Source organism: Kocuria atrinae (genome assembly GCF_039531425.1).
Lineage (GTDB): Bacteria > Actinomycetota > Actinomycetes > Actinomycetales > Micrococcaceae > Kocuria > Kocuria atrinae.
In genome coordinates this window covers 119817-146297 of record NZ_BAAAQA010000033.1, presented here as the reverse complement: position 1 = coordinate 146297, position 26481 = coordinate 119817, and the positions used below count along the sequence as shown (strand labels likewise).

Here is a 26481-nt window from a genome sequence, read left to right as displayed (position 1 = left end):
TATTGGGGGTCGCCGCGGCACGCTCGGGCCGTGTTCTGCGCAGTGCTCGGTTCCGACCGCTCGCCGATTCCACCCTTGTTCCTCGCCCTTGATCTCACCCGGGAGTTCTGTGTCCTCCTCCGTGCACACCAACCACGTCACACCGCTCCAACGCCAGTCCGTTACACGCGCCCTGCGCACCCCTTCGTGGCTCAAGACCGAAGTCCTGGGCGCCCTGGTGGTGGGGCTGGCCCTGATTCCCGAGGCCATTGCCTTCTCCGTGATCGCCGGCGTGGACCCACAGGTGGGGCTGTTCGCCGCCGCACTCATGGCCATGACCTTGGCTCTGGCGGGTGGGCGCCCCGCCATGATTTCGGCAGCCACCGGTGCCACGGCACTCGTGATGGCCCCCTTGGTCGCATCGCACGGTGTGAACTATCTAATTGCCGCGGTGATTCTGGCGGGCGTTTTCCAGATCGTGCTGGGCGCGGTAGGTTTCGCACGGATCATGCGGTTCGTGCCGCGCTCGGTCATGGTGGGCTTCGTGAATGCCCTGGGCATTCTGCTGTTCATCCCGCAGCTCGAGGAACTCATCGGCGTGCCGTGGGCGGTGTACCCGGTGGCGGCAGTCGCCTTGTTGATCGTGTTCGGTCTGCCCCGGCTCACCACCGCCGTGCCCGCACCACTCGTGGCGATCCTGGTGCTCACCCCGGTAGTGGTGCTGCTCGGATTGAACGTGCCCACCGTGAGTGACAAGGGCAAACTCCCCGACTCATGGCCCCAGCTGATCGTCCCGGACGTGCCCTACACGCTGGAGACACTGCAAATCATCGCTCCGTTCGCCCTGACCATGGCGGTGGTGGGCATCATGGAATCGCTCATGACCGCCAAGCTCGTGGACGACATCACCGACACCCCCTCCAGCAAGACCCGCGAAACTTGGGGTCAGGGTGTGGGCAACGTGGTCAGCGGCATGTTCGGCACCATGGGCGGTTGCGGCATGATCGGGCAGACGATGATCAACGTGCGGGCCTCGGGAGCGCGCACTCGGATCTCCACGTTCCTCTCCGGAGTGTTCCTGCTGCTCCTGGTGGTGCTACTGGGCGAGATCGTGGGCACCATTCCCATGGCCGCGCTGGCCGCCATCATGATCTTCGTGGCCTGGGCAACCTTCGACTGGCACTCCATCCGCCCGTCCACGCTGCGCCGCATGCCGCTGTCCGAAACCGTGGTCATGCTCGTGACGGTTGCCGTCACGGTGGCCACCCATAACCTGGCGCTCGGCGTGGGTGCGGGTGTCCTGGCGGCGATGATCGGCTTCGCACGCCGCGTAGCTCATGTGGTCACGGTGGAGCGCACCGTGGAGTCCTCGACGGGTTCGCGCGGAGGCAGTGCTGTAGCGGCTGGCCCGTCCGACCCGTACGGATCCGATATCCCGGCTTCCGGTCACTCTGCCGACGACAACGCCATGGCCACCTACCATGTGCGCGGCGAGTTGTTCTTCGCCTCCTCCAACGACCTGTACACCCAGTTCCGCTACGCCGAGGACCCGGCGACCGTGGTCATCGATTTCAGCGAGTCACACATCTGGGATGCCTCCACGGTGGCGGCCGTGGACGCCGTCACGGACAAGTACCGCGCTCACGGCACCACCGTGAAGATCCGGGGACTCAACCTGCCGTCCCGACGCATGAGGGCGCGGTTGTCCGGGACCATGCAGTAGGGCCAATCGTCAATTGGCTCGGTGGCTGAGAGGCACCCCATCCACCGACCCACACTGGCCCGCGTGTCACCAGTCGGAGAAGTTCACCTCCACCTTGTCCCCGGTGACGACCAGGTCACCGGAGCCGCGCTCCGCACGTTCGTCTAATTTGGCGTTGGTCACTCAGCGCTGAGTAGTCTCGTTTGAATTGGCTAGCTCCGTGGCCCGCTGGGCATCCCCGGTCCCCACGGATTTCATGATCTCTTCGGCCTTCCTGTCCGAGCTAAACATGGTGCGACTGACCACGGAGAACACAATCACCGGGTGTTAACTGGAGAGTCCTCTATGAAAACCAGAAGCGAAGGATCCACTTGGACGTTGGGGACTGCTGCACGGTTAGGTGACAGGTTGTAGTCACGCCGCCAGTGCGACGGTCGTGATCATGATGGTCTCGAACTCGATGGGCGTCAAACGGCCCAGACGTGCCTGACGCCGACGCCGGTGATAGGTCCGTTCGATCCAGGTCACCATTGCGATGCGTAGCTGCTCGCGGGTGGTCCAGGAGCGGCGGTCGAGGACGTTCTTCTGCAGAAGGGAGAAGAACGATTCCATCGCGGCGTTATCGCCGGCAGCACCGACCTGGCCCATGGATCCGATGAGGTGGTGACGGTTCAGGGCGTGCACGAATTTCCGTGACCGGAACTGAGACCCACGGTCCGAACGCACGATGCAACCAGCGGCGTCGCGACGTCTGGATATCGCGTTGTCCAGGGCGTTCACCGCGAGGCGCGCCTTCATCCGGTCGCTGATCGAGTAGCCCACGATCCGGCCGGAATAGACGTCTTTGATGGCGCAGAGGTAGAGCTTGCCCTCCGCGGCTTGAGTTCCAGCCATCGTCGCAACACTGGTTCAACTCGCATTCAGTAAAGCATGGAGTCGTTCGGCTGGAGTGTCCCGGACGCTTGCCGTTCTTGGCGCGCTTCTTGCCGAAGACGGACCACCACTGGTTGTCGCGGCAGATCCGCCACGCGGTCCGCTCGCACATCGCCTCGCCCGCGTCTGCGGCTTCGCCGACGAGGAGCCGGTATCCGAACTCGGGATCGTTGTGGTGGGCGTCCAGGAGCGCGTTGGCCCGGTATGCCTCGGCCAGCTCGGCCTTGGTGACCGTAGTGCCTCACAGTCAATTCCCCGGGAACGGTGGGCCGTGCCTCAGATAAAAGTCCCCGGGAAATCTAGCTGGCCTGCCGGCGGTGGAGCTTGATGCCCGAGGGGTTGGGGTGGGCGGTGACGGCCTGTACTTCCCGTTCGAGTTCGCGGGTCTTCTCGGCGGCCAGGCGGATCAGTTGTTGCTGGATCCGGTCGATTTCGGTGGCGATGGCCACCGGGTCCAGGCTGTCGTGGTGGGCCCGGAGTTCGGCTTGCTGGGTGTCGCTGAGGATTCCGGAGGCCAGCAGCCGTCGGTATGGGGTTTTCGGGGTGTCGTAGAGGCGTTTGCGCCGCCCGACCGCGTCGGTGGCCCAGCCGGCGGGCTTCTTTGTGGGGGTGAGGTAGTTCAGCCGGTCGTTGACCAGGGGCCAGAGCCGGTTCAGCAGCACCAGCTCGGCGGGGGCGTCATACCGGTAGTAGAACCCGTAGCGGCGCACCAGGTGCCCGTTCTTAGATTCGATGGTGGCCTGGTCGTTCTTCTTGTAGGGCCGTCCGCGAGTGAAGAAGATGTCCTTGTCGGCGGCCCAGTTGACCACGTCGTGGTTGATGAACTCCGATCCGTTGTCGAAGTCCAGGTCGCTGACCAGGTACGGGATCGTGTCGAATCCGGTCTGGAGGGTGGCGAGGATGTGTACGCGGGCGTTGTTGCGGATCGCGCGGGTGAATACCCAGCCGTTGTGCACATCGGTGAAGTTCACCGAACGGGCGAACTCGCCCTTGAGCGTGGGCCCGCAGTGGGCGACGGTGTCGACCTCGAAGAATCCGGGTTCGTCCTCGACCTCGTCACCGGCCTTGCGGATCGTGACCGAGGTGCGCAACAAGGACCCCGGCTTCGTCGCGGACTTGCCGTGCACCGGGTCCTTGGCCCGGGTCGGGGCCAGGTACCGGTCGATGGTGGCCGCGCTCATCGCCAGCAGCTCGGCACGCACCACCGGGCAGTACCGGTCCTGGCCCTCGACCAGGGCGCCGTGGCGTTCCATCGCCTCGATCCACTCGGCCATCGAGGCGGCCAGGTACTTCCCGCACAGGCCGCCGGAGACCGCCCAGATGCGCCGGAGCACCATGAGGGCGTCGTAGGAGTACCTGCGGGGTTTGGTCTTGCGCCGGTCGAGCACCGTGACCGTCGCGGCGGCCCGCCCTGGCGGCTGATTGGCGCGGCGGCGCAGCTGCTGGCGGGCGTGGTCCCGGTTCCAGCCGGTGACTCCGACAACGGTGTCCAGGATCGCGCCCTTCTGCTTCTTCGGCGCCGTCGCATAGGCCTTGGCGTACTTCTTGGTCACTTCGATGCGGGTCATCATCGACACGTCCCTGTCAGCCATACCCCATCGTCGCCGTGCCACCGAAACCACGGAAGATTTCGCGGGGAAAACCATGTGAGGCACGGCCCCTGCTACGCGGGGACTTTATGTGAGTCTCGTCGTTCTCTGGCGGTGAACACGCGCCTGCGCCTAAAATGGCGTGAGTAGGGTCGTTGAGACCGATCAGATCAGCAGGCTGTCGTTCCGGTCGGGGCGGCGGCCCTGGGAGAGGAGGACGCATGAAGGCTTTGACTTGGCAGGCGAAGCGGACGGTGAGTGTGGAGGAGGTCCCGGATCCGGTTATCCAGGAGCCCACGGACGCGATCGTGCGGATCACCTCGTCCGCGATCTGCGGTTCGGATCTGCACCTGTACGAGGTGCTCACCCCGTTCATGGATAAGGGCGACATCATCGGCCACGAGCCGATGGGCATCGTGGAGGAGGTCGGCTCGGCCGTCACCCACATCAAGGCCGGGGACCGGGTGGTGATCCCGTTCAACGTCTCCTGCGGGCACTGCTTCATGTGCACCCAGGGCCTGCAGTCCCAGTGCGAGATCACCCAGGTGCGGGAGTACAACAACAACGCCCAGTTCCTGGGCTACTCCCGTCTCTACGGTTCGGTGCCCGGTGGGCAGGCCGAGTACCTGCGCGTGCCGCACGCGGACTACGGGCCCATCAAGGTCCCGCACACCGGGCAGGACGAGCGCTACCTGTTCCTCTCCGACGTGGTGCCCACTGCCTGGCAGGCCGTGCAGTACGCCGCGCCCGGGCAGGGCGGGTCCCTGGCGGTGCTCGGTCTGGGCCCGGTCGGTCAGATGTCCGCCCGCATTGGCAAGCACTTGGGTTATGAGGTGTTCGCGGTGGACCCGGTCCCGGAGCGCCGGGCCATGGCCGAACGCCACGGCATCGCCACCCTGGACTCCACGGACGGCGTGGTCGAGCAGCTCAAGGACCTCACCGGCGGGCGCGGCCCGCATGCGGTGGTGGACGCGGTCGGGATGGAGGCCCACGGCTCCCCGGTGGCCGGGATGGCCCACCAAGCGGTGGGAGCATTGCCGTCCGCGCTGGGTCGCAAGGCGATGGAAACGGCGGGGGTGGACCGACTCGGTGCCCTGTACACCGCGATCGAGGCCGTGCGGCGCGGTGGGACGATCTCGATCAGCGGGGTGTACGGCGGGATGAAGGACCCGCTGCCGTTGATGACGATGTTCGACAAGCAGCTCCAGTTGCGGATGGGTCAGTGCAACGTGCGGCGGTGGACCGAGGAACTGCTGCCGCTGGTCGATGACCCCGCCGACCCGCTGGGCGTGCTGGACCTCACCACGCACACCGCCCCCCTGGACCAGGCGCCGGCGATGTACGAGAAGTTCCAGAAGAAGGAAGACGGCTGCATCAAGGTCGTCCTCAAGCCCTAGCCTCCCAGTACGCGCCGGAGCCCGGTCTCCATCTCGAGACCGGGCACTGGCGTGTCTTGGGCCCGTCCGTGGCCCGCGCCCACACCGGGTGGCCGCGTGGTGCGTTCACCGTTCACGGCCAGCGCCGGGGTCGATCGCACACAGCAGCGCAGAGGGGCGCGGGGATTCATCGGGCGAAGTCAGTGGCCGGAATAGTGCTCTGAGGGGCCGTGTTGCCACGGGTATGAAGGCAATTGGATTCCATACCCCCGGTGACCCGGACGTCCTCGACGTGATCGAGCTTCCCGATCCCGTTCCCGGCGAGGGCGAGGTCTTGATTCGTGTTCACGCGGCCGCGGTGAACCCTACCGACTTCACCGGGCGCACCCGGCAGCGGCGGGCGGGGACAGCCGGGGGACCGTATGTGCTGGGCATGGATGCGGCCGGGGTCATCGAACAGATCGGCCCCGAGACCCAGACCGATCTGAGGGTCGGTGATCGCGTCATGGCCATCATCGTCCCGCGCGGCTCACACGGGGCTTATGCCGAACGCGTGGCGGTTCCGGCCGAGTCCGTGGCGCCCATGCCGTCGAACACCGGCTTCGCCGAGGCCGCCACCTTGCCGATGAACGGGCTGACCGCGCGACTGGCCCTGGACAGGCTGGGCCTGGACGCCGGTGATGTGGTGGCGGTGACCGGTGCAGCCGGGGCCATGGGCGGGTACGCGGTGCAGCTGGCTAAGGCCGACGGGCTGAGGGTCGTGGCCGACACCGCACCGCAGGACGAGGAACTCGTCAAGAGCCTGGGAGCGGACCTGGTGCTGCCCCGCGGCGAGGGCTTCGCGCAAGCGGTGCGCGAGCACTACCCTGCCGGGGTGGATGCGCTGATCGACGGTGCCGTACAGGGGAACGAGATCGCGGCCGCGATCAAGGACCGTGGAACGGTGATCACCCTGCGCGGATACGACCAACCAGGCGAGCGGGGCATCGTGTTCCAGCCGATCGTGGTGGTCGACTACGCCCGTGCCTCGGAGAAATTACACACCCTTGGCCGCCAGGCCGAAGAAGGCCTGCTGAGCCTGCGCGTAGCCCAGGAGCTCCCGATGGACCAGGCTCCCCAGGCTCACCGGCGCCTGGAAGCAGGAGGGGTGCGCGGGCGGCTCGTCCTGGTCTTCTGAGGTGGCGACAACGGGAGCGCCGTTACCTACTACCTCACGAAGCGTGTAGGGCCGAGGACATGCCGGTATTGGAGGGGGGAGGTGCCGGCATGCCCTCGACCGTTATCGACGGTAGACCAGCACCCTGTGCGCATGAACCGCTGTGGACACCCGAGGATTACCTGACTTGCCCCGAGGTGTTGGGCCGGGAGCACTCACCTTCTGAGGCGGTCTCATGCGGTTGGTGCGACTGAGGGTCGTAGTGAGTTTGAACGGAGGACCTGTCATTCCGGTGGTGCAGGTGAATCGGCCCAGGTTCTCTGCCGCTACTTTGTGGGTTCGGGCTCTCGGGTGAGGGCCTCATAGTGGAGCGTCTCGAACTCTATCGGGGTGAGCATCCTGAGGGAGCCGTGGAGGCGCCGGTTGATGCTCCTATATGCGTCAAGCCGCTAGCGCGGCGTCTGCTTGGGTGAGCCGTAGGTCCCGTGTGTTCTTCCAGACCTCGCGGATGAGATGGCGTTTCAGGCACCGGATGATCTCCAGCTTGGTCTTGCCCTCGGCGGTGCGCCGTTCGACGTAGGTCTTGGTCCGGTCGTCCATGCGCATTCGCACGATGATGATGCGGTGCAGCGCGGCATTGGCCGGGACTGCCGCACGAACAGGTGACAGTTGGGGTTTCAGGCCGCGAGGTCCACGGCCGGGTTCATGATGGTCTCGTATTCGATGGGGGTCAATCGGCCCAGGCGGGCCTGTCGGCGACGGCGGTGGTAGGTACGTTCGATCCAGGTGATGATCGCGATCCGAAGCTCTTCACGGGTGTGCCAGCGCTTGCGGTCCAGGACGTTCTTCTGCAGAAGGGAGAAGAACGATTCCATCGCGGCGTTATCGCCGGCAGCACCGACCTGGCCCATGGATCCGATGAGGTGGTGACGGTTCAGGGCGTGCACGAATTTCCGTGACCGGAACTGAGACCCACGGTCCGAACGCACGATGCAACCAGCGGCGTCGCGACGTCTGGATATCGCGTTGTCCAGGGCGTTCACCGCGAGGCGCGCCTTCATCCGGTCGCTGATCGAGTAGCCCACGATCCGGCCGGAATAGACGTCTTTGATGGCGCAGAGGTAGAGCTTGCCCTCCGCGGCTTGAGTTCCAGCCATCGTCGCAACACTGGTTCAACTCGCATTCAGTAAAGCATGGAGTCGTTCGGCTGGAGTGTCCCAGTCGAGCGTCTTGCGTGGACGTTCGTTGAGGTCCTCTGCGACGCGTCGCAATTCTGCGGGCGTGTGGCGGGAGAGATCGGTGCCCTTCGGGAAGTACTGGCGTAGGAGGCCGTTCGTGTTCTCGTTGCTGCCGCGCTGCCAGGGGCTGCCCGGATCACAGAAGTACACCGCCATATCGGTGGCGGTCTGGAACCCCACATGCCCCGACATCTCGGTGCCCTGGTCCCAGGTCAGCGAGCGGCGTAGCGCTGCTGGCAAATCAGCGACGGTGGTGATGAGGCCATCGCGCACGGTCTCGGCCGTGTGGTCATGTTCAAGGTGCACGAGGGTAACGAAGCGGCTTGATCGCTCGACGAGTGTTCCGATTGCTGATCGTCCCATCGTGCCGACGATGAGGTCCCCTTCCCAATGCCCAGGGATTGCACGATCCTCAGCTTCCGCGGGTCGCTCAGCGATGGAGACCATAGGGTCCACGAAGCGACTGGTTCTCTTCGCTGGATCGCGCCGTGGTTTTCGTGTTGTCCGCCCGCGCCTCATCGACGCGGCGATCTCGCGTTTCAGAGCGCCGCGTCCTTGGACGTAAATCGCCTGGTAGATCGTTTCGGTGCTCACCCGTATCCCTTGATCGTCCGGGAAGTCTTTCACGAGCCGGTGACTGATCTGCTCTGGTGACCATCGTTTACGCAACTTCGCTGCCACATAGGCGCGCAAATCGCCAGCAGATTCGAGTTTGCATGCACGTCGCCTCGGCCGGCGCGCCGCCGCGATCCGGTGCGCCGCGTAAGGAAGATAGCCGACTGTCGTGGCCGTGTTGCGGGCGATCTCCCGGCTGATCGTCGACGCGCTCCGCCCCAGCGCACGCCCGATCGACCTTATCGAGTCCCCGCGGCTGCGTAGATCGTGAATACGCTCTCGTTCGATCAAACTCAGGTAGCGAGAATCGATAACAGTCTCAAGACGCGCCAGATCAACCGGGGCGCCTCTCGTATAGGCATCACGCGGGCTCTTCACATTCGCCAGTATCGCCGCCTGACGGTAGCGAACTACACGACCGTCGGGGTGAACGCGTCCGCCCGTTATCTGCTTGATGCCCTTGTCCCAATCTTGCGCAGAGCCCTTGTCCACGCCGACCCGTCTCGCAGCATCCGCCCGACTGACACCGTCGGCACGCAACCGCTCAAACCGTGCTCGTTGAGCGCGGGTGTCCTTCCCCGTGAAGATCCCCGCCTGATGCGCCCACTTGTAGCAAGTGACCCGCACGAACCCGAGCTCTTTCGCGACCTTCGACACGTTCCCCGTCGACGCCAGCAGGCGGAAGAACTCGGCCTTGTCCTCAGCCGTATAGACCCGGCTCTTCGCACGGGAAGTCGATACGCCAGCCTCATTTCGCCACCGGTAACACGACTCAACGCTCAGCCCCAGCTCAGCCGCGACAGCACGGATCGTGCCGCCACGATCAAGCCGACGGAAGAACTCGTCCCGCTCCTTCGCCTTGTACTGCACATTCTCTCTACCCCTCGGCCGAATAACCATCGCACGCACCTCTCGATCAGAGTGTTGCGACGATGGCTGGAACTCAAGCGGTGGAGTGTTCGGTAATGTCCGTCAGCCACAGCTGGTTCGGTGCTTCGGCCGTGAACATGTGTCGCGTCCGGCCGTGCTCGTCATTGACGGCACAGAAGTCGTCATGGACGGGCGGCCCGGGGCGATGGGCCTTGCTGCGCTTGGGCTTCCCGAACGCGCTGAACCAGCCGTTGGTTGATGCGATCCGCCATGCGGTCCGATCCGCCATTGCCTCACCGTGGTCGCGGGCCTCGTCGGCGAGCAGGCGGTGCCCGAACTCGGGGTCGTCCTGGTGCGCGTCGAACAGCGCGTTCGCGCGATACGCCTCCGCGACCTCGCTGGTGGTGATGGGGTTGGCCAGCCACCGGTAGTAGGGCTGGCGGGAGAGCTTGAGCACCCGACACGTCACCGTCACAGGGATCCCTGCGGCGGCGAGCTCCGTCACGAGCGGGTAGAACCTTTTCCCGGCAAGTTCGCCTGCGACAGATACGCCGCCGCACGGCGGAGGACCTCGTTCTCCTGCTCGAGAAGCCGGATCCGTTTGCGCGCCTCGCGCAGCTCGGCCGCCTCAGTCCTGGTCGCTCCGGGCTTGGCGCCCTCGTCGATGTCGGCGCGACGCAGCCACTTCTGCAGCGTCATCGGGTGAACACCGAAGTCATTCGAGATCTGCTCGATCGCCACTCCAGGCTCGCGGTTCCTCGCGACGCGCACGACGTCGTCACGGAACTCGCTTGGGTAGGGCTTTGGCACAGCAACATCCTTCCAGACCCACCCCTCAGGCAAGCCATCTCAGATGTCACCTAACCGTGCAGCAGTCCCATCTGCTGGCTAGTGCTCCACAATCTGAAGTTGCTGGGTAATCCGAAAGCAAGGTTTTCAAAGGCCCAACAAAATTGGCAACGATCAATTCTCATGATGGAGTGAGACGCTACCGACCGTGAGCTGGGCAACATCCACTGCCTCCCAAGACCGAGTGGATTCCCACTATGATGCCGCTGAAACCCGCTGGCTACAGACCGAAATCGTGCGGCTGGCCTGGCAGCTGGTGACCATTCCGCATGTAGTCGATCCCCCTGGAAAAGATAATTCATTAATGCATGCACTTGTCATTGCCGCCGATGCAGACGGCCACAGTAGGCCCGGGTCAGTATCTTGACAACCAAGAGTTGATTGCCGCCGAAAGATAAGCTGGGTCTCTCACATTTACTGAATGTTTCCTGAATACCAGACATTGCCAGAGACCTCCGACACCCATAAGCGTGTGGGCTCTTTGGGGCACATTGAGACGCACACATCCGCTTTGATCAGGGCAAATACACAACCGTCACGCGCAACGGTTACAGGTCCTGGGGCCCCAGCGGCAGTCCGAGCAGATACCAACCGACGAACAACAGGAACCAGCCCACGAGCATGGCGATCGACAGCGGCAGCACCAATGAGATCAAGGTGCCCACGCCGGCGTCCTTTTGGTAGCGCCGCAAGTAACCGAGCACCAGCGCGAAGTAGGGGCTCACCGGACTGAGCACGTTGGTGGGTGAATCACCGATCCGGAACAGGGCCTGTGTGGTCTCCGGAGAGACATCCAACAGCATGAGCATGGGCACCATCACGGGCGCGAGCAGCGTCCACTGGGCCGAGCCGGAAGTGATCAGCAGGTTCATGACCGCCACGATGGCCACCACACCCGCAAACATGATCACCGGGTGCAGCCCCAGTCCGCCAATGAAGTCCGCTCCGTATACGGCCAGCACCGGTCCGATCCCCGACCATTCGAAGTACGCGGTGAACTGCGCGGCGGCAAAGAACAACACCAGAACGGGTGCCACGGACACGATGCCCTTGGACATGGCCTCCGGAATCTGGCGAGCGCGCGTCATGGTCCCAGCGGCACGGCCGTAAACCCAACCCATGACCGCGAACATCACGGCAATCACGATGCCGACGTTGAGCAACAACGGGGACATCAGGATGGTGCCATCCTCGGCGCGCAGCGGAGAACCGGGAGTGAGGAGCAAGGCCAGGTAGATCGCCATCATCACCGCGAAGGCGATGCCCGCGTTGCGCAAACCGCGCTTCTCGCGGGGCTTGAGCTTCATGTCGGAGAAGGAGCCCATGTCCTGCTCCTTGGTGTCCGTGTCCTCCTCGATCGCTTGGCCGCGCTTGGCAATCACGGTTTCCGTGACCACCGTGATGATGCCCGCCAGCACCAGGGCCGAGACGATGTTGAAGAAGTAGTTGGAGATGGGAGTGACAATCGCATTGGGGTCGATCAGGCCCGCGGCCGCTGTCGAAATGCCCGCGAGCAAGGCGTCCGACGCCGTCGGCAAGAGCGACGCGTTGAAGCCCGCCGCAACCGAGCAGAACGCGACGATCAAACCGACCACCGGCGAGCGCCCGGCGGCCTTGAAGGCGAGCGCACCGAGTGGGATGAGCACCACATACATGGCGTCCGCCGCGATGGAGCCGGTGATGCCGGTCAGCGCGAGCACGAAAGTCAGCCACTTGGGACCCACGCGCGAGACCGAACCGCGCAGCGCAGCCGAAAGCATCCCCGATTCCTCGGCTACCGCCACGCCCAGCAGGATCACGACCACCAGGCCCAGCGGGGGGAACTCCACAAAGTTGATGACCGCTTCGGAGACGATCTGGCGCAAGCCTTCCGGGGAGAGCAGGTTGGTGACCTGGATGGTCTCGTCGGTGGCCGGGTTGACCGCGCTCAAACCCATGGTGCCCAGGACCCAGCTCAGCACGAGCACCACGCCGGCCAGGATGAAGAACAACCAGAACGGGTCCGGCAGTTTGTTGCCCACCCATTCGATCCAGTTGAGCACTCTCAGGAGTGCGCCGTCGCCGTTCTTCTGTTTCTTGTGCGTATCGGCAGGCTGTGATGAGGAAGACATGGCTCGTCCCGTTTCTTGAGGCGGTCACGATCGGTTGTCGGTTAAAGTACCCGGCGGTTGCCCACCCACCAGTGATGACGGGCCGTGGCGCGCTTGTGCGTATAAGAATTACGGCGTGCGCGCCTCAGCGCCGCACTGTCCACTCCGGATTAATGGGTGCGCGGTAAGGGGTGTAATCTCCTAAAGGCTTTCGTGCCGAACTGCATGATTTTCTGAGCAAAGCCTGAGCAGAATCACCTACTGAAGGTACTCCCGTGAGCGAATTTCCCGCTGCCCTCAAGCGCGGTCTGACCGTGCGCCACGTGCGCTTCATGGCCCTGGGTTCGGCTATCGGAACCGGTCTGTTCTACGGTTCCGCCTCCGCAATCCAGGCCGCAGGCCCCGCCGTACTGTTCGCATACATGATCGGTGGCGCGGTGGTGTTCCTGGTCATGCGCGCCCTGGGTGAGATGGCCGTGCTGCACCCTGTGACCGGTTCGTTCGGTCAGTACGCCGGCCGCTACCTGGGCCCGCTCGCCGGTTTCATCACGGGGTGGACGTTCGTGTTCGAGATGGCCATCGTGGCTCTCGCGGACGTCACGGCCTTTGGCATTTACATGCAGTTCTGGTTCCCGGACACTCCCCAATGGATCTGGGTGCTGGCCATCGTTCTGCTCATCACCGGCCTCAACCTGCTCAACGTCAAGGTGTTCGGCGAGCTGGAGTTCTGGCTGACCATCGTGAAGGTCACCGCCATCATTCTGATGATCGTGGGCGGTTTTGCGATCCTCATCTTCGGTTTCTCCGTCCCGTCCAGCACGCCGCCCGGACTCCACAACCTGGTCGACCACGGCGGCCTGTTCCCCAACGGTTTTGCGGGCCTGTTGCTCTCGTTCTCGGTGGTGATGTTCGCGTTCGGTGGCATCGAGACCATCGGCATCACCGCCGGCGAGGCCAAGATCCCCGCCAAGACCATCCCCGCCGCGATCAACACGGTTCCCGTGCGCATCCTGCTCTTCTACGTGCTCACGCTCTTCGTGCTGATGTGCCTGTTCCCCTGGAACGAGGTCACCGGCGAGGTCAGCCCCTTCGTGCAGATTTTCGAGTCCCTGGGTATCTCCTACGCCGCTCACATCCTCAATGCGGTGATCATCACGGCGGCGATCTCCGCCATCAACTCGGACATCTTCGGTTCCGGTCGCATGGTCTACGGTCTGGCCCAGCAGGGTCACGCACCCCGCGCCTTCACCCACGTGGGCCGCACCGGCGTTCCAACCCTCACGGTTGCACTGATGGCGGGCGTCCTGGTGATCGGCGTGATCCTCAACGCCGTGATCCCGGAGAACGTCTTCTTGATCATCGCGTCCCTGGCCACGTTCGCCACGGTGTGGGTCTGGATCATGATCCTGCTCTCCCACCTGGGCATGTCCCGCGAACGTGCCCGCGCCGGTGCCCCGCGTAGCTCCTACCCGTTGCCCGGCGGTCGCGTGAGCACGTACCTTGCGTTGGCCTTCATGGCGTTCGTGATCGTGCTACTCGCCTTCACCCCGGACACTCGCATCGCCCTGATCGTGGGCCTCGCGTGGCTGGTCATCATGACCGGCGTGTTCTTCACGTTCGTCAAGGGCAAGGGTCGCCAGCGCACGGTTCTTCCCGACGACGCCGCTCTCCCCACCGAACCCGCCGGCGCCGGTTCCAGCGCGGGTGCCGTGCGGTAGGCACTGCCCAACGCTGTCGTTACAGACGAGCTCGGTGGCCCATTCAAGACGGCGCCGAGCTCGTCTGCTTCCTCATAACCTTCTTCAGAGCAGAGTTATATAGTCCTCATTAATCGCCCCCACGATTGCTAAGGACTCCCCCATGTCTCAAGTGAACTACTCAGTCATCGACACTGAAACCACTGGCTTATGGTCCACCGGTCACGATCGAGTTGCCGAGATTGCCATTGTGACCTTGAGCCCCGAGGGGGAGGTCATCGAGCGTTGGGAAACCCTGATCAATCCGCAACGCGATCTGGGAAAACAATCGTTGCACGGGATTCGCGCGGCCGATGTCCTCTCGGCACCGACTTTCAAAGATGTCGCGGATGAAATTGCCTGGCGTCTCAGTGGAACTGTTCCGGTTGCGCACAACTTACGCTTCGACGCGGGCTTCCTGACCGCCGAGTGGCATCGCGCCGGAACACAGTTCCCCCTTGAGTTTTTCGAGTACGGCCTGTGCACCATGCAAGAAGCTTCCGTGTACTTGCCAGGCAACAACAGAAACTTGGCCGACTGCTGCGCAGCTTTCGACATTACGATTCCCCACGCGCACAGCGCCGGAGATGATGCGGAGGCAACAGCGCAGCTACTTGCGGCATATATGAGGACCGAGACCAACGCCGAAAAGTGGACTCGTATCTTCGAGGCAAGTCAGTCACTCCAGTGGACCGTTACCGAGCCAGCAGCTCGAACCATTTGCCGTTTGAGAAGTAGGAGCGACGCACCTCAAGAAACTCACTTCCTTGAACGCATCGTTCAGCACATTCCCGAAGCGGGTGAAACGGCGGCTGAAATTGACTACCTTGGCCTGCTTGACCGGGCGCTCCTGGATCGTCACTTGTCCCTTCATGAACAAGATGCCCTCGTTGCTCTGGCTAATGAACTGGGGTTGGGCCGATCAAGAGTTGTGACCTTGCACGATTCGTACATGGACCAGTTACTCGCGGCAGCGTGGGATGACGGTGTGATCACGGATAGCGAGGAAGAAGACCTCCGCGCAGTCGGTCAATTGCTCTCCGTCTCCCGAGAGAAAATCGACAGTGGCATCACCACCAGACCTGTTGTTCAGGAAACATCACCCTCATCAAAGCCTTCATTCGGCCCGGGGTCATCAATTTGCCTCACGGGCGACATGTCCAAACCGCGTCCTCAGATAGCCGAAGAGCTTGTTGAGGCTGGGTTCGTCGTTAAATCAGGCGTGAGCAAGAAGCTGGATCTCCTCGTTGCTGCCGATCCGGACTCCCTCTCAGGTAAGGCACGAAAGGCTCGTGATTACGGAATTCCCGTTGTGGGCGAGGAGTACGTATGGAGTCACTTGCTGACCCGAGTCAATGTTTGATGATTAGCCATCACAGGAGGAGATTCCCGGGCTGAATTCCGGGAATTACGCCTTCTCCGGACTGGCTGATCGGACTAGCCTTGAGCATGCAATGCATGCATGAGGAGGCGACATGACTACCGTGATCATCCGAAACCTTGATGCCCGGGTCATTGCTGCGCTCCAACGCCGCGCAACTTTTCACGGCCGATCCTTGGAAGCGGAAATCCGAGCAATCCTGTCGGAGTCCGTGGCTGAATCACCGGGTTGCGCAACTCAGGGCCTGGGAACACGCATCCATGAATCATTCGCCGTGTCGGGTGGATTCGATCTTCCTGATCGTCCCACTGAGGAAGCACGAGCCGCGGACTTTTCCTGACTGGTGTTTCTGATCAGTTACCAGCGCTGGCGGGAATCGAACTCTCCGTGATGGTGACCGTGACACTTTCGACATCACCTTGCGAGCCATCCTGTCTGCCGGATTCACCCCGCCACCACCCCATGAACTCCCGGGCCGTGAACACCGGCTTACCCCACTTCGCCGCATTCTTGGCCTTATTGGACTGCGAACCGTCCTCGGCGGTGACCAGGACATCGCAGCGGGTCTTGGTCACGTTGACGACCGGCTGCAGACCCCGTTCTGCAGCCATATCTTCCAGATCCTCCCGATAGACCTCTCGCCCATCGGCACCGATCACGGTGCCGGTGAAGCAAATGCGAGCGCCGGCAACCAGCACCGAGTCGATGTCCTGAGTTGAGCCAGCTGACTCGTCCAGGATGTGATCCCCGGTTTGCTCCTCCACCGCACGCACAACCGCCAGGCTCTCGGCAGAGAACCGCCCGCGCTCACCGGCCTCACGCAATTTCTCGGCCAAAACCGCACCCGGGGTCTCCGCGGCACCCGCACTGCACCGCACGGTGAATTCCGTTGTCTCGGCGGGCCGAGGCATCAGGTACCCGGAACGATCCTGAGCCTCAGGAAACGCGTCCGCTATGGCCTCCGACAGATCCTGTCCGGCGACCAGATCTTGCACGGCACGCGCTCGCTCCACCGCCGTCGGCGCTTCGAGCGCGCGGCGCTGTTGGGCGGAAAGTCGCGTTGCGGCGACGTCGTACCCCATGGGCATGTGCGTGACGTAACCGGTGCGTTTGAGCTCGTAATCGAGGTACCCGAGTTGTCGGTCGAGGTTGATACCCGCAGGCACCCGGCCGGCCAGGTGCGGAGCGAGCGCGGCCCACGCGTCCGTGAGGAGGGGGGCGAGCTGCACTTGACCTGCAGTGATGCCGTACGCGGTGCGGGCGTCGCCCATGTCGCGGGTGGGATTGACGAGGGTGCTGAGTTCCAGGCCGTCGTCGGTGACCAGGGCGATCTCCACGGGGCGGGGGCGCCAGCGGTCGCCCTCGTCTCCCACGCTGCAGATGCCCAAGTACACGCTGCGCTTGGTCGGCTGCGCCGCGTGGGAACCGGAGCGCAAGAATCGGCGGATCCGCTGATCGACCTTGAGGTCGCGCGGGAGAACGTTGCGGCGCAGCACGAGCCCCTCGAACGATGTGCAGCGGCTCAGCGCAACGTACAACTGACCGTCCGCGAACGTGCCGCCGGTCAGGTCGACCACCACGTTGTCGAGGGTCTGCCCCTGACTCTTGTGGATCGTGATGGCCCACGCGAGGCGGAACGGCAGCTGGGTGTACGTACCGATCACGTCGTGGCGGAGCGTTCCGTGCTCGACGACGGGCCGCGTCACCTCCCACAGGTTGGGCTCGACCTTCACGACATCGCCGTTGGGAAGTTCGACGAAAACAATGAGCTCGCCGTCCTCCCAGAAGTAATCCGCCACCCTGGCGATCGTGCCGTTGACCCAGCGGTCACCGGGATCGTTGGTGAGCATCATGACCTGCGCACCGCGCTTGAACACGAGCTCCTTGTCCACGGGAATCTCGAAACCGTCCAGGTCACCGGTGAGGATGGCCGCGTGATGGACCGGCTCGTCCTCGAGCTGCTCGAGCATCGAGCGGTTGCGGGACGTGGCCATGCGGTTGGTGGTGGTCAGCGTCAGCCAGAACTCGTCGATGGGCGGGGTGAAATCAGGGTCGGTGCGGGCGTTGAGTTCGCGGCGAGCCTCGTCGAGCAGGCTGCCTTCGCGCACGGCGTTGAGGATGTCGACCAGGCGATTGTCCCCGATCTGCCGGAACACCGTGCTCAGTTCCACCGTGGCGAAATCATCCGGGTGGTAGGTGTCGGCGGAGAAAAAGTACGGGGTCTTGTAGCGGGTGGAGAAGTGCTCGCGTTCGTAGTCGGTGACCACGGGCGGGAGCTGATACAGGTCCCCGACCAGCACCAGCTGCACTCCGCCGTACTTCCGACCGGGCTTGGGACCGAAACGCTCCAACGCGGCAACCAGGCAATCGAACAGGTCGGCCCGGACCATGGATGCCTCATCCACGATGAGCGTGTGCAGCTCCCGCAGCGTCTTGGCGAACCTGCCCGGGAAGTACTTTCCGGTGCGCACCTGCTCCGGGGTCATGCCCGGATACAGCGACAGCAGTCGGTGGATCGTGTAGCCCTGCACGTTGAGCGCGGCGATCCCGGTCGGTGCCACGACCACAACATTGCGCCGGGTGTGGGCCATGAACTCCCGGATCAGCGTGGACTTACCGGTGCCCGCCTTACCCGTGAGGAACACGTTTTCGCCGTGGTGCAGCCGCTGTAGGGCTTCCTGAAACTCGTCAGTGAAGACCAGCCCGGAGGATTCGGCTATGTGCACCAGAGCGTGTCCTTTCCGGGGTTTTCACATCAGATTGCACGGGCGACCTTACCGGTCCCCGCGGCTCAGCCGCTGCGATAGGTCTGTCACCGGACTAAATTAGGCTGACTAGTAGAGCGGCGATCTATCCGACACATCCTAGGACGGTTTCAGTGAGCACACCCCAGCATCCCCATGACAACGATGCCGGGACGAATCTGATGGCCGTGGATCTCGCGGCTCGCATCACCGCCGCGGTGGTAGCCAACGGCGGAACCGTTGCGGAAGCCACCCGCTGCGGACGCGAAATATTGCACCATGCCCACGCCCCCACCCCGACCTGGATGCAAGCTACGGCGCAGTTGCAGTCAATTGGACCGACCCCGCCGGTGAACCCAGAGTGCGCATGGAACGTGTGGACTCCTACGGGTTCGACTTCGGGGTGCTAACCCGCGCAACCAATATCGCAGCGGACTACACCCAGAGCACCATTGACCTGCCCACAGCGCGGGAACAGATGGACAACATCGCCACGACTGGTAAGTCATGGTCCAAAAAGGCCACCATCATCGCCACTGCCGCAGCCGGTGCCGCCGCACTCCTGGTGTACGGCGGTGACTGGATCGTCTCTATCGCAGGCGTCATTGCCTACCTCACGCTGGTGTTCATGATGCAGAAGTTGGGCTCGCTGCGGTGGCCCTCCTTTTTCATCCAGATCGCTGCGGGAATCCTCGCGTCGACGGCCGCGGCAGCCATGCGCATCCTGGATCCCAACGTCGATCCCACGTCCGTGGTGATCTCAATCATCATCATCATGATGGCCGGCATGACCTCAACGGGGGCCGTCCAGGACACCATCACCGGCAACTACATGCACGGCCTGGGCAGAATTTACGAGGGTCTGGTCAATACCGCCGGTCTGGTCGTAGGGGTCCGACTGGGTGCCGCGCTCTTCAATGCCCTGGGCGTTCCACTACCGGTGTCCAACGAGGTGAGCCTGGCAAGTATCCCACTGTGGCTCATGGTCATTGCCGCGGCCCTCGTGGCCGTCGGCAACGGCATCATTCTGCAGTCCCCGGCGCGCGTCGTTTTCTCGGCAGCAACGCTGGCCATGATCGTCTACCTGGTCTACGCGGCCCTTTCCACAGGACAGGGTGCGGACGCATGGGCCCGAGGTGTTGCAGCGTTCGCCGCCGGAATCGGTACAGCTATCTTGCCCCGAATGGTCAAAGCGCCAACCTCGTCCATGGCCATCTCATCGTTCCTGGTCCTACTCCCAGGAACCCTGACCTACCAGGGCATCTGGGGTTCTTCTCTCGCTGGCGACCAGGCGCTTTACTACTTGTCCTCCGCGTTCATCGCCGCGCTCAGCCTGGCCACGGGGCTCATAGTGGGCCAATACGTGGGAGTGGTCACGCTCAATACCCTCAACGTGGTGCGCAACCGGATCTTCACCCCCATGTTCTTCTCCCGCGCATCCAACCACCCGCTCACCCGCCGTGGCGGCAAGACCTCCAACGCTCGGGACACGGAGGGCACTTCGGACACGGACACCCAGGAATAGCCTGAGGTGAGGGAAACGCAGCCGCAAAGTCTCGTGTGATGAAAATGCCGAAAACCGGCGCGGATTCGACACTTCCATCACTTAACACTGTGTTCAAGCAGTTTCCTCACTTGACGTTCCGCTCAGCCTGACGACGCAGCCGCGACCGGTCTTTTAGGTCCGCCCAGCATCTGCCCCCTCCGCACCTCGGTACCTCAGCACCCCGGCACCCCGGCACCCCGAACACAGCCCACACCGCTCTCACCGCCCTCACGAGGCGACCACTCTCGTCTGCACTTATAGTCAGCTAGACTTTAAGGTGTTAGAGTCGCTCCGACACTAACCGCGCGGCTCCGTGCCGCGACGAGCAGACAAGGAGCCACCATGACTGATCAGCGCGTGCTCCTGGCCGTGTCCACGGTGATTTTCACGGTTCGCCCCACCGGCGCCAACGGCAGCCACGAGCTCTGGATGCCTCTGGTCCGCCGGATCCGCGATCCCTACCGCGGCATGTGGGCGCTACCCGGCGGACCGCTCCGCCCCAATGAAGCTCTCGAGGATTCCGCCCTGCGCGACCTCAACCTCACCACCGGCCTCACGCCCACACACCTGGAGCAGTTGGCCACGTTCGGTGGCCTGACCCGCTCTGCCGGCGCCGAGGAACGCCAGGTCACAGTCGTTTACTGGGCCTCACTTCCCCCGCAGGAAGCCGCCATGGGCGAGAACGACATCAACGTCACCTGGCTGCGCGCCACCGACCTGCCAGACCTCGCCTTCGACCACTCGGACATCGTGACCCATGCCCTGGATCGGCTCCGCGATCGGATCGCCGAACCCACCGTGGCCAAGGCGTTCCTGCCCGAGACATTCACGATCGCCGCCCTGCGCGAAGTGCACGAAGCGATCATTGGTGATGCCCTGGACCCCGCCAACTTCCGGCGCCACGTACTGTCATCCGGCCAGCTCGAGGACACCGGCGAGCGCCTGGAAGGCACCCGACATCGCCCGCCCAAGCTCTACCGCTTCGCATCGGCCAAACCATCCAAGCTTTTCAGTCACCCCACGTCAGACCGTTCCGAGGAGACATCATGACCTCCGTAGCCACCCAGCTCAACCTTCTACCCACCCGCCCGTCCGGCACCGCCGTGACACTCGAGGGCGGTTCGTGCAACAGCTCCCTCACCCAGGATCCGTGGGATTTCCCCACCCCGCTCGTGGAGGGTTACGGCCCCGGAGCCTCCCAGAACGACGTCGCTCCGGCCGACTCGCCCGCCCAGCCCACCATTCCCCAGCGCTACCGGGATGCTTCTCCCGAGGAACTGGACGCCATGATCGTGGCGGCCAAGGAAACCCTGGGCGAGCGCGCCGTCGTGATGGGGCATTTCTACCAGCGTGACGAAGTGGTCAAGCACGCGGACTTCATCGGCGACTCCTTCCAGCTCGCACAGCAGGCCAAGGCCCACCCCGAGGCGGACGCCATCGTGTTCTGCGGTGTGCACTTCATGGCCGAGACCGCGGACATCCTGTCCCAGGACAACCAGTCCGTGATCCTGCCCAACCCCGCAGCGGGCTGCTCCATGGCGGACATGGCCGACTCCGATTCCGTGGAGGACTGCTGGGCGGACCTCATGGACGTCTTCGGCCCCCACGCCGTGGATGAGAACGGCCAGATCATCACCGATGAGAACGGCGAACCGCTCGCCTCCGTAATCCCCGTGACCTACATGAACTCCTCGGCAGCGCTCAAGGCGTTCTGTGGCCGCAACGGCGGCATCGTGTGCACGTCTTCCAATGCACAGACCGTCCTGGAGTGGGCGTTCAAGCGCGGCCAGCGCGTGTTGTTCTTCCCGGATCAGCACCTGGGACGCAACACCGCCAAGGCCATGGGTGTACCGCTCGAGCAGATGCCCCTGTGGAACCCCCGCAAGGAACTGGGCGGCAACAGCGCTCAGAGCCTCAAGGACTCGAGCGTCATCCTGTGGCACGGCTTCTGCTCGGTCCACAAGCGCTTCACCGTGGGTCAGATCGACAAGGCCCGCGCGGAGTACCCCGGCTGCACCGTGGTCGTGCACCCGGAGTCCCCCATGGAGGTCGTGGACGCGGCGGATTCCTCCGGTTCCACCGACCACATCCGCAAGGCGGTTGAGGCTGCCGAGCCGGGTCAGACCTTCGCTATCGGCACCGAGATCAACATGGTCAACCGCTTGGCCGCCGAACACCCCGAGCACACCATTTTCTGCCTGGATCCCGTGATCTGCCCGTGCTCCACCATGTACCGTATCCACCCGGGTTATCTCGCCTGGGTCCTGGAGGAACTGGTGGCCGGACGCGTGGTCAATCAGGTGTCCGTCTCGGACAGCGTTGCTCAGGAGGCCTCCGTGGCTCTCGAGCGGATGCTGGCCGCCGTACCGAAGAAGTGACTCATGACTGACGTGATTGTCATTGGCAGCGGGGCGGCCGGCCTCAGCGCGGCACTGTCCGCGGCCGAGGCGGGCGCCCACGTCACGGTCATCACCAAGGCCTCACTCACCCTCACCGCAACTGATCGCGCGCAGGGTGGCATGGCCGCGATGACCAGCGCCCTGCCCGAGGGTCAACCCAAGGACTCCGTCCAGCTGCACGTTCAGGACACCCTGGTCGCGGGCGCGGGTTTGTGCGAGCCACCGGTGGTTCAGGGCGTGGTTCAAGATTCCGCCGACGCCGTTCGCGTCCTCACCGACCGCGGCGTCGCCTTTGATCGCGTGGCGGGGCCTGGATCGCCCTGGGTTCAGGGTTTGGAAGCGGCACACAGCGTGTCCCGGATCCTGCATGCCGGAGGTGACGCCACGGGGCACGCGATTCAGGATGCGCTGTCCGCGCGGTCGCGTGATGCCGCGGCAGTCGGAGATATACGGCTTATGAAATACACGCTGGTCACCGGCGTGCTGACTAATGGTCTACGTTCCATCGGTGTCACGATCCGGCCCGTGCTTCCTGGCGGCAAGTTGGGCCCCGAGGAGTTCCTCGCCGCCGATCACGTGGTACTCGCAACCGGTGGGGCCGGTCAGCTGTATCCGTATACGACCAACCCCGAGGTAGCGACCGGGGACGGCATCGCACTGGCTCTGCGCGCCGGCGCCGAGGTTCGGGATCTGGAGTTCTTCCAGTTCCACCCCACGGCCTTGGCAGCACCGGGATCGTTCCTGATCTCGGAGGCAGTTCGCGGCGAGGGTGCGGTCCTGCGGGATCAGCACGGTCATCGCTTTATGACCGATGCGGACCCGCGCGCGGAACTCGCACCGCGGGACGTTGTGGCCCGAGCTGTCTTCGCTGTTCGCACCGGCTCTCCGGATGGCGCCGCGTACCTGGACTGCTCGACCATTCCCGTTCCGGATGGGCTGTCGAGAGCAGAATTCCTGGCCCGCCGGTTCCCGACCATCGATGCGAACCTGAAGGCTCACGGCATCGACTGGGCCACGGAACTGGTTCCCGTGAGCCCGGCCGCGCACTATCTCATGGGTGGAATCGTCACCGATGAGCTGGGGCGCACCAGCGTAGCTGGCCTGTGGGCCGCCGGGGAGTGCTCGAGCACCGGCATGCACGGGGCCAACCGTTTGGCCTCCAACTCCCTGCTGGAAGCTGCCGTCTTCGGGCGGCGCATTGGTGAACTGGTGTCCGAACCCTGGTCCGGGGCACAACGTGGGTCCGCGAGCAGCGGTTCCGGCAGGGCCGCCGCGCCCTCAACGTTCCCGGTTTCAACCGACAGCATCGACCTGGCTCCCTCAGGGGCACTCAGGGTCACCGAGCCCTTCTCCCGCGAAGCCCTCCAACACACTTTGTGGCAGGGCGCCGGGGTCTTCCGCACCGCGGAGGGACTCGAGCAGGCGATGGCGAGGCTGGAAGGCTGGCTCGCGGCGTCGTCGTCGGAACCGGATGCGAGCGCCCCCGAAACCCTGGCCGACATCGAAGACCGACATCTCCTGACCGTGGGGCACGCGCTGGTGACCGCCGCGCTGGCCCGCACAGAATCCCGCGGTGCCCATCAGCGTGTGGATTACCCCGCGACCGATCCCCAACAGGCCGTAAGCACCGGGTGGGTTGCCGCGCGATCCGTGACCCCCGCCCACGAAAGGACAGTCCATGCTGACTCGCTCAGCCATTGAAGCCGTGATCCGCTCGAGCCTTACCGAGGATGCCCCGTGGGGTGACATCACCTCGGAACTCGTGATCCCCACCGAGGCATCCGCCACAGCCACCATCACTTCGCGCGAAGAGGGCGTGTTCGCCGGCGAGGAGGTCATTCGTACGGGCTTCACCACCGTGGACCCGCGCCTGGAGGTCACGCTCCACGTGATTGATGGCGACAAGATCACCCCGGGCACCGACATCGCAACTATCACGGGTCCTGCACGGCCTCTGTTGACCGCGGAACGCACGGTGCTGAACCTGGCGCAGCGGATGTCCGGAATCGCCACGCTCACCGCCCGGTACGTGGCCGAGGTCGAGAAGGCCGTTGCGGAGGTGGAGAGCGCCAACAAGCTGCCCGCCGGAACCATCACACGAACCCGTGTGGCCGACACCCGCAAGACCACTCCGGGACTACGAGCGCTGGAGAAGCATGCGGTGACCTGCGGTGGCGGGCACAATCACCGCTTCGGTCTCTCGGATGCCGTGATGCTCAAGGACAACCACTTGGCCGTGCTCACGGCTGGTGGCGCGACAATCACCCACGCGCTGCGCGAGCTTCGCCGAAAGATGCCTCACACGACACACCTGGAAGTCGAGGTGGACCGGCTCGATCAGATCGAGGACGTCCTGGCCGGCGGTGTGGACACGATCATGCTCGACAACTTTGCCCACGCGGACCTGGTCAGCGGCGTGGCCATGGTGGACGGTCGCGCGATCGTGGAGGCCTCCGGAGGCATCACGCTCGAAACCATCAGCAAGGTCGCATCGACCGGCGTGGACGTCATCTCGGTCGGCGCGCTCACCCACTCGGTGCGCGCGCTGGACCTGGGCCTGGATATCGCCCTGGACTAGCCCTTTCCCACCAGCGTCAACAACACCACGGAGTCCTCATGAGCATGCAGGGAGTGGCGCTGCTGCGGAATCACGGCGTGATCGGAGGAGTGGAGCGTGATCGATTCGTCACCGGCGATCAGCTCGACCTGGCCGATGATCACTTGGATCGTGGCCTCACCGGGATTCTCGTGTTCCTTGAGGTCCTGGCCTTGAACCAGCGCGATCATGGTCTGCTGCAACTTGTGCTCGCGGCCGCCGTACAGGTTGTGCGCGGAACGACCACTGGACGCTTCGCGCGCCTTGTTCAGCATGTCCTGGGCAATGGAGGTTAGCGTGTTTTCTTCCATAGTCCATCTTTACAGCACCCCGCATCGCGCGTCACGGGCACGACACGTCAGCTACAACGAAAGGCCACGCCATGATCTACCTGGATCACGCAGCCACCACCGCGCCGCGCCGCGAGGTGCTCGAAGCCATGTGGCCGTGGCTCACTCAGGAGTTCGGCAACGCGTCCAGTCATCACGAGCGCGGGCAACGTGCCGCACGCGCCTTGGACGACGCCCGCGAGCGCGTCGCCGCTGTCCTCGGTGCCCGCCCCGGGGAGATCATCTTCACCTCTGGCGGCACCGAGGCCGACAACTTGGCGGTCAAGGGCATCGCCCTGGCCCGCCGCGAGCGCCAGCCGGATCGCAACCGCGTGCTGATCAGCGCCATCGAGCACGACGCCGTCCTCGAATCCGCGCGCTTCCTCGCCCAGTTCGAGGGCTTTTCAGCGTCCGAGCTGCCCGTGGATTCGAAGGGTTTCGTCTCCCCCGACTCCTTCCGCGCCGCCTTGACTCACGACGACGACGCTCGCTCCGGCACCGCTCACACCTCCTCCCCCAGCTCGGTGGCCGTGGCCTCCGTAATGCTCGCGAATAATGAAGTGGGAATGGTCCAGAACATCCCTGCCCTGGCCGAAATTGCTGCCGAACACGAAGTTCCGCTGCACACGGACGCGATCCAGGGCGCGGGAGCTCTTCCGTTGAACGCCAATGAGCTCGGCGTCAGCGCACTGAGCCTGGCGGGTCACAAGATGGGCACCCCACAGGGCATCGGCATGCTGTGGGTCAAGCGCGGCACTCCCCTGCGTTCGCTCATGAGCGGCGGGGGACACGAGCGCGGACGCCGCTCTGGAACCTCCAACGTGGCCGGTGCCGTGGGGCTGGCCACCGCCCTCGAGTTGGCTGAGAGGGAGCGAGAACACTACGCAGCCCGCATCTCCACCCTGCGCAACCGATTGATCGACGGAATCCTCGGCTCCGTTCCAGGCGCTCTCCTGACCGGCCCGGATCCGCGTGAAACAGTGAATTTCCAGGGATTGGGCGTCGCGGCCAACGCAACCGCAGCGACGTCGGCGGGGCTGAACGGAACTACGCGGCTACCCACCAACGCATCCTTCTGCTTCCCCGGCGTGAACGGTGAGACCGTGCTCGTGGACCTGGAGAATCAGGGAGTGCTGGTCTCATCCGGATCGGCGTGCGCCACCGGCTCATCGGAGCCCTCCCACGTGCTCACGGCAATGGCGGTTCCCGCGGAAATAGCCACCACATCCGTGCGCTTCAGCCTGGGCAAGGAAACTGCCGAGGCTGACATCGATCACGCGATCCGCGCCACTGCACAGATCATCGCGGAACTGCGCCGATAGTCTGCACTCTGATCAACGGTACGACCTGGAT

21 protein-coding genes and 2 pseudogenes are annotated in these 26481 nt (G+C 64.1%); 12 read left to right on the top strand and 11 right to left on the bottom strand.

From position 1 onward, the window contains the following. The first annotated feature begins 109 nt into the window (after positions 1–109). Positions 110–1702 (top strand): SulP family inorganic anion transporter, encoded by a 1593-nt coding sequence (locus tag ABD283_RS13250; RefSeq protein ID WP_344225446.1) that lies wholly within the window; start codon positions 110–112, stop codon positions 1700–1702. Positions 1703–2095: 393 nt separating this feature from the next. On the opposite strand, the gene ABD283_RS13245 is transcribed toward ABD283_RS13250, so the two are convergent. Then, on the bottom strand, positions 2096–2575 hold the full coding sequence (locus ABD283_RS13245) for a DDE-type integrase/transposase/recombinase (RefSeq protein WP_344225445.1): 480 nt from the start codon (positions 2573–2575) through the stop codon (positions 2096–2098). 338 nt (positions 2576–2913) lie between these two features. Beyond that, positions 2914–4206: a DDE-type integrase/transposase/recombinase gene (locus tag ABD283_RS13240; protein WP_344225444.1), complete on the bottom strand. Its 1293-nt coding sequence runs from the start codon at positions 4204–4206 to the stop codon at positions 2914–2916. Positions 4207–4424: 218 nt separating this feature from the next. On the opposite strand from ABD283_RS13240, the gene ABD283_RS13235 reads away from it, so the two are divergent. After that, positions 4425–5600, top strand: coding sequence for an alcohol dehydrogenase catalytic domain-containing protein (locus ABD283_RS13235; RefSeq protein WP_024289189.1), 1176 nt, complete (start codon positions 4425–4427; stop codon positions 5598–5600). A 223-nt stretch (positions 5601–5823) separates the two neighbouring features. After that, positions 5824–6756: an NADP-dependent oxidoreductase gene (locus tag ABD283_RS13230; protein ID WP_344225443.1), complete on the top strand. Its 933-nt coding sequence runs from the start codon at positions 5824–5826 to the stop codon at positions 6754–6756. 420 nt (positions 6757–7176) lie between these two features. Here the strand turns inward: ABD283_RS13230 and ABD283_RS13225 are convergent. From ABD283_RS13225 to ABD283_RS13200, 6 genes and pseudogenes are all read right to left on the bottom strand, one after another. After that, positions 7177–7377 (bottom strand): annotated as a pseudogene (locus ABD283_RS13225) (IS110 family transposase); the annotation flags it as partial. A gap of 35 nt (positions 7378–7412) precedes the next feature. Then, positions 7413–7871: pseudogene (locus tag ABD283_RS13220) on the bottom strand (IS3 family transposase); the annotation flags it as partial. 36 nt (positions 7872–7907) lie between these two features. Continuing rightward, the gene (locus ABD283_RS13215; protein ID WP_344225526.1) at positions 7908–9080 is read right to left on the bottom strand and encodes an IS30 family transposase; all 1173 of its coding nucleotides are present in this window, start codon (positions 9078–9080) and stop codon (positions 7908–7910) included. Between the two features lie 451 nt (positions 9081–9531). After that, positions 9532–9963, bottom strand: coding sequence for a hypothetical protein (locus ABD283_RS13210; RefSeq protein ID WP_344225442.1), 432 nt, complete (start codon positions 9961–9963; stop codon positions 9532–9534). Then, positions 9960–10268: a transposase gene (locus ABD283_RS13205; RefSeq protein WP_344225441.1), complete on the bottom strand. Its 309-nt coding sequence runs from the start codon at positions 10266–10268 to the stop codon at positions 9960–9962. The genes ABD283_RS13210 and ABD283_RS13205 overlap by 4 nt, the downstream gene beginning before the upstream one ends. A gap of 587 nt (positions 10269–10855) precedes the next feature. Then, positions 10856–12418, bottom strand: a complete 1563-nt coding sequence (locus ABD283_RS13200; RefSeq protein WP_344225440.1) for an AbgT family transporter — start codon at positions 12416–12418, stop codon at positions 10856–10858. 254 nt (positions 12419–12672) lie between these two features. On the opposite strand from ABD283_RS13200, the gene ABD283_RS13195 reads away from it, so the two are divergent. The 3 genes from ABD283_RS13195 (at position 12673) to ABD283_RS13185 (ending at position 15854) form a co-directional block, all read left to right on the top strand. Continuing rightward, positions 12673–14115 carry an amino acid permease gene (locus ABD283_RS13195; protein WP_095797267.1) on the top strand — a complete coding sequence of 481 codons (1443 nt, stop codon included), beginning with the start codon at positions 12673–12675 and terminating at the stop codon, positions 14113–14115. Positions 14116–14257: 142 nt separating this feature from the next. After that, entirely contained in the window at positions 14258–15496 is a 1239-nt protein-coding gene (locus ABD283_RS13190) for an exonuclease domain-containing protein (RefSeq protein ID WP_344225439.1), read from the top strand. 112 nt (positions 15497–15608) lie between these two features. Beyond that, positions 15609–15854 (top strand): FitA-like ribbon-helix-helix domain-containing protein, encoded by a 246-nt coding sequence (locus ABD283_RS13185; protein WP_095797261.1) that lies wholly within the window; start codon positions 15609–15611, stop codon positions 15852–15854. Between the two features lie 13 nt (positions 15855–15867). On the opposite strand, the gene ABD283_RS13180 is transcribed toward ABD283_RS13185, so the two are convergent. Continuing rightward, entirely contained in the window at positions 15868–18240 is a 2373-nt protein-coding gene (locus ABD283_RS13180; RefSeq protein ID WP_344225438.1) for an AAA family ATPase, read from the bottom strand. 149 nt (positions 18241–18389) lie between these two features. Next, entirely contained in the window at positions 18390–18539 is a 150-nt protein-coding gene (locus ABD283_RS13175) for a hypothetical protein (protein ID WP_344225437.1), read from the bottom strand. On the opposite strand from ABD283_RS13175, the gene ABD283_RS13170 reads away from it, so the two are divergent. From ABD283_RS13170 to nadC, 5 genes are all read left to right on the top strand, one after another. After that, positions 18515–19783: a threonine/serine exporter family protein gene (locus ABD283_RS13170; protein WP_344225525.1), complete on the top strand. Its 1269-nt coding sequence runs from the start codon at positions 18515–18517 to the stop codon at positions 19781–19783. The two genes, ABD283_RS13175 and ABD283_RS13170, sit on opposite strands and share 25 nt — an antisense overlap. 363 nt (positions 19784–20146) lie before the next feature. Continuing rightward, positions 20147–20854 carry an NUDIX hydrolase gene (locus tag ABD283_RS13165; RefSeq protein ID WP_344225436.1) on the top strand — a complete coding sequence of 236 codons (708 nt, stop codon included), beginning with the start codon at positions 20147–20149 and terminating at the stop codon, positions 20852–20854. After that, positions 20851–22182 carry a quinolinate synthase NadA gene (nadA, locus tag ABD283_RS13160; RefSeq protein ID WP_344225435.1) on the top strand — a complete coding sequence of 444 codons (1332 nt, stop codon included), beginning with the start codon at positions 20851–20853 and terminating at the stop codon, positions 22180–22182. The genes ABD283_RS13165 and nadA overlap by 4 nt, the downstream gene beginning before the upstream one ends. A gap of 3 nt (positions 22183–22185) precedes the next feature. Beyond that, entirely contained in the window at positions 22186–23904 is a 1719-nt protein-coding gene (nadB, locus tag ABD283_RS13155; RefSeq protein ID WP_344225434.1) for an L-aspartate oxidase, read from the top strand. Beyond that, complete coding sequence (gene nadC, locus ABD283_RS13150) at positions 23882–24781, top strand: carboxylating nicotinate-nucleotide diphosphorylase (protein ID WP_344225433.1); 900 nt, start codon at positions 23882–23884, stop codon at positions 24779–24781. The genes nadB and nadC overlap by 23 nt, the downstream gene beginning before the upstream one ends. On the opposite strand, the gene ABD283_RS13145 is transcribed toward nadC, so the two are convergent. Beyond that, entirely contained in the window at positions 24778–25110 is a 333-nt protein-coding gene (locus ABD283_RS13145) for a cupin domain-containing protein (RefSeq protein ID WP_344225432.1), read from the bottom strand. The genes nadC and ABD283_RS13145 overlap by 4 nt on opposite strands. A gap of 71 nt (positions 25111–25181) precedes the next feature. On the opposite strand from ABD283_RS13145, the gene ABD283_RS13140 reads away from it, so the two are divergent. Continuing rightward, complete coding sequence (locus ABD283_RS13140) at positions 25182–26450, top strand: cysteine desulfurase family protein (protein ID WP_344225431.1); 1269 nt, start codon at positions 25182–25184, stop codon at positions 26448–26450. Positions 26451–26481: the final 31 nt, after the last annotated feature.

Bases quoted from the DNA above. Each gene is read 5' to 3' on its own strand.
- ABD283_RS13245 (WP_344225445.1), bottom strand. From the start codon at position 2,575: ATGGCTGGAACTCAAGCCGCGGAGGGCAAGCTCTACCTCTGCGCCATC.
- ABD283_RS13240 (WP_344225444.1), bottom strand. From the start codon at position 4,206: ATGGCTGACAGGGACGTGTCGATGATGACCCGCATCGAAGTGACCAAG.
- ABD283_RS13235 (WP_024289189.1), top strand. From the start codon at position 4,425: ATGAAGGCTTTGACTTGGCAGGCGAAGCGGACGGTGAGTGTGGAGGAG.
- ABD283_RS13230 (WP_344225443.1), top strand. From the start codon at position 5,824: ATGAAGGCAATTGGATTCCATACCCCCGGTGACCCGGACGTCCTCGAC.
- ABD283_RS13200 (WP_344225440.1), bottom strand. From the start codon at position 12,418: ATGTCTTCCTCATCACAGCCTGCCGATACGCACAAGAAACAGAAGAAC.
- ABD283_RS13190 (WP_344225439.1), top strand. From the start codon at position 14,258: ATGTCTCAAGTGAACTACTCAGTCATCGACACTGAAACCACTGGCTTA.
- ABD283_RS13185 (WP_095797261.1), top strand. From the start codon at position 15,609: ATGACTACCGTGATCATCCGAAACCTTGATGCCCGGGTCATTGCTGCG.
- ABD283_RS13175 (WP_344225437.1), bottom strand. From the start codon at position 18,539: ATGGTGCAATATTTCGCGTCCGCAGCGGGTGGCTTCCGCAACGGTTCC.
- ABD283_RS13165 (WP_344225436.1), top strand. From the start codon at position 20,147: ATGACTGATCAGCGCGTGCTCCTGGCCGTGTCCACGGTGATTTTCACG.
- nadA (WP_344225435.1), top strand. From the start codon at position 20,851: ATGACCTCCGTAGCCACCCAGCTCAACCTTCTACCCACCCGCCCGTCC.
- nadB (WP_344225434.1), top strand. From the start codon at position 22,186: ATGACTGACGTGATTGTCATTGGCAGCGGGGCGGCCGGCCTCAGCGCG.
- nadC (WP_344225433.1), top strand. From the start codon at position 23,882: ATGCTGACTCGCTCAGCCATTGAAGCCGTGATCCGCTCGAGCCTTACC.
- ABD283_RS13145 (WP_344225432.1), bottom strand. From the start codon at position 25,110: ATGGAAGAAAACACGCTAACCTCCATTGCCCAGGACATGCTGAACAAG.
- ABD283_RS13140 (WP_344225431.1), top strand. From the start codon at position 25,182: ATGATCTACCTGGATCACGCAGCCACCACCGCGCCGCGCCGCGAGGTG.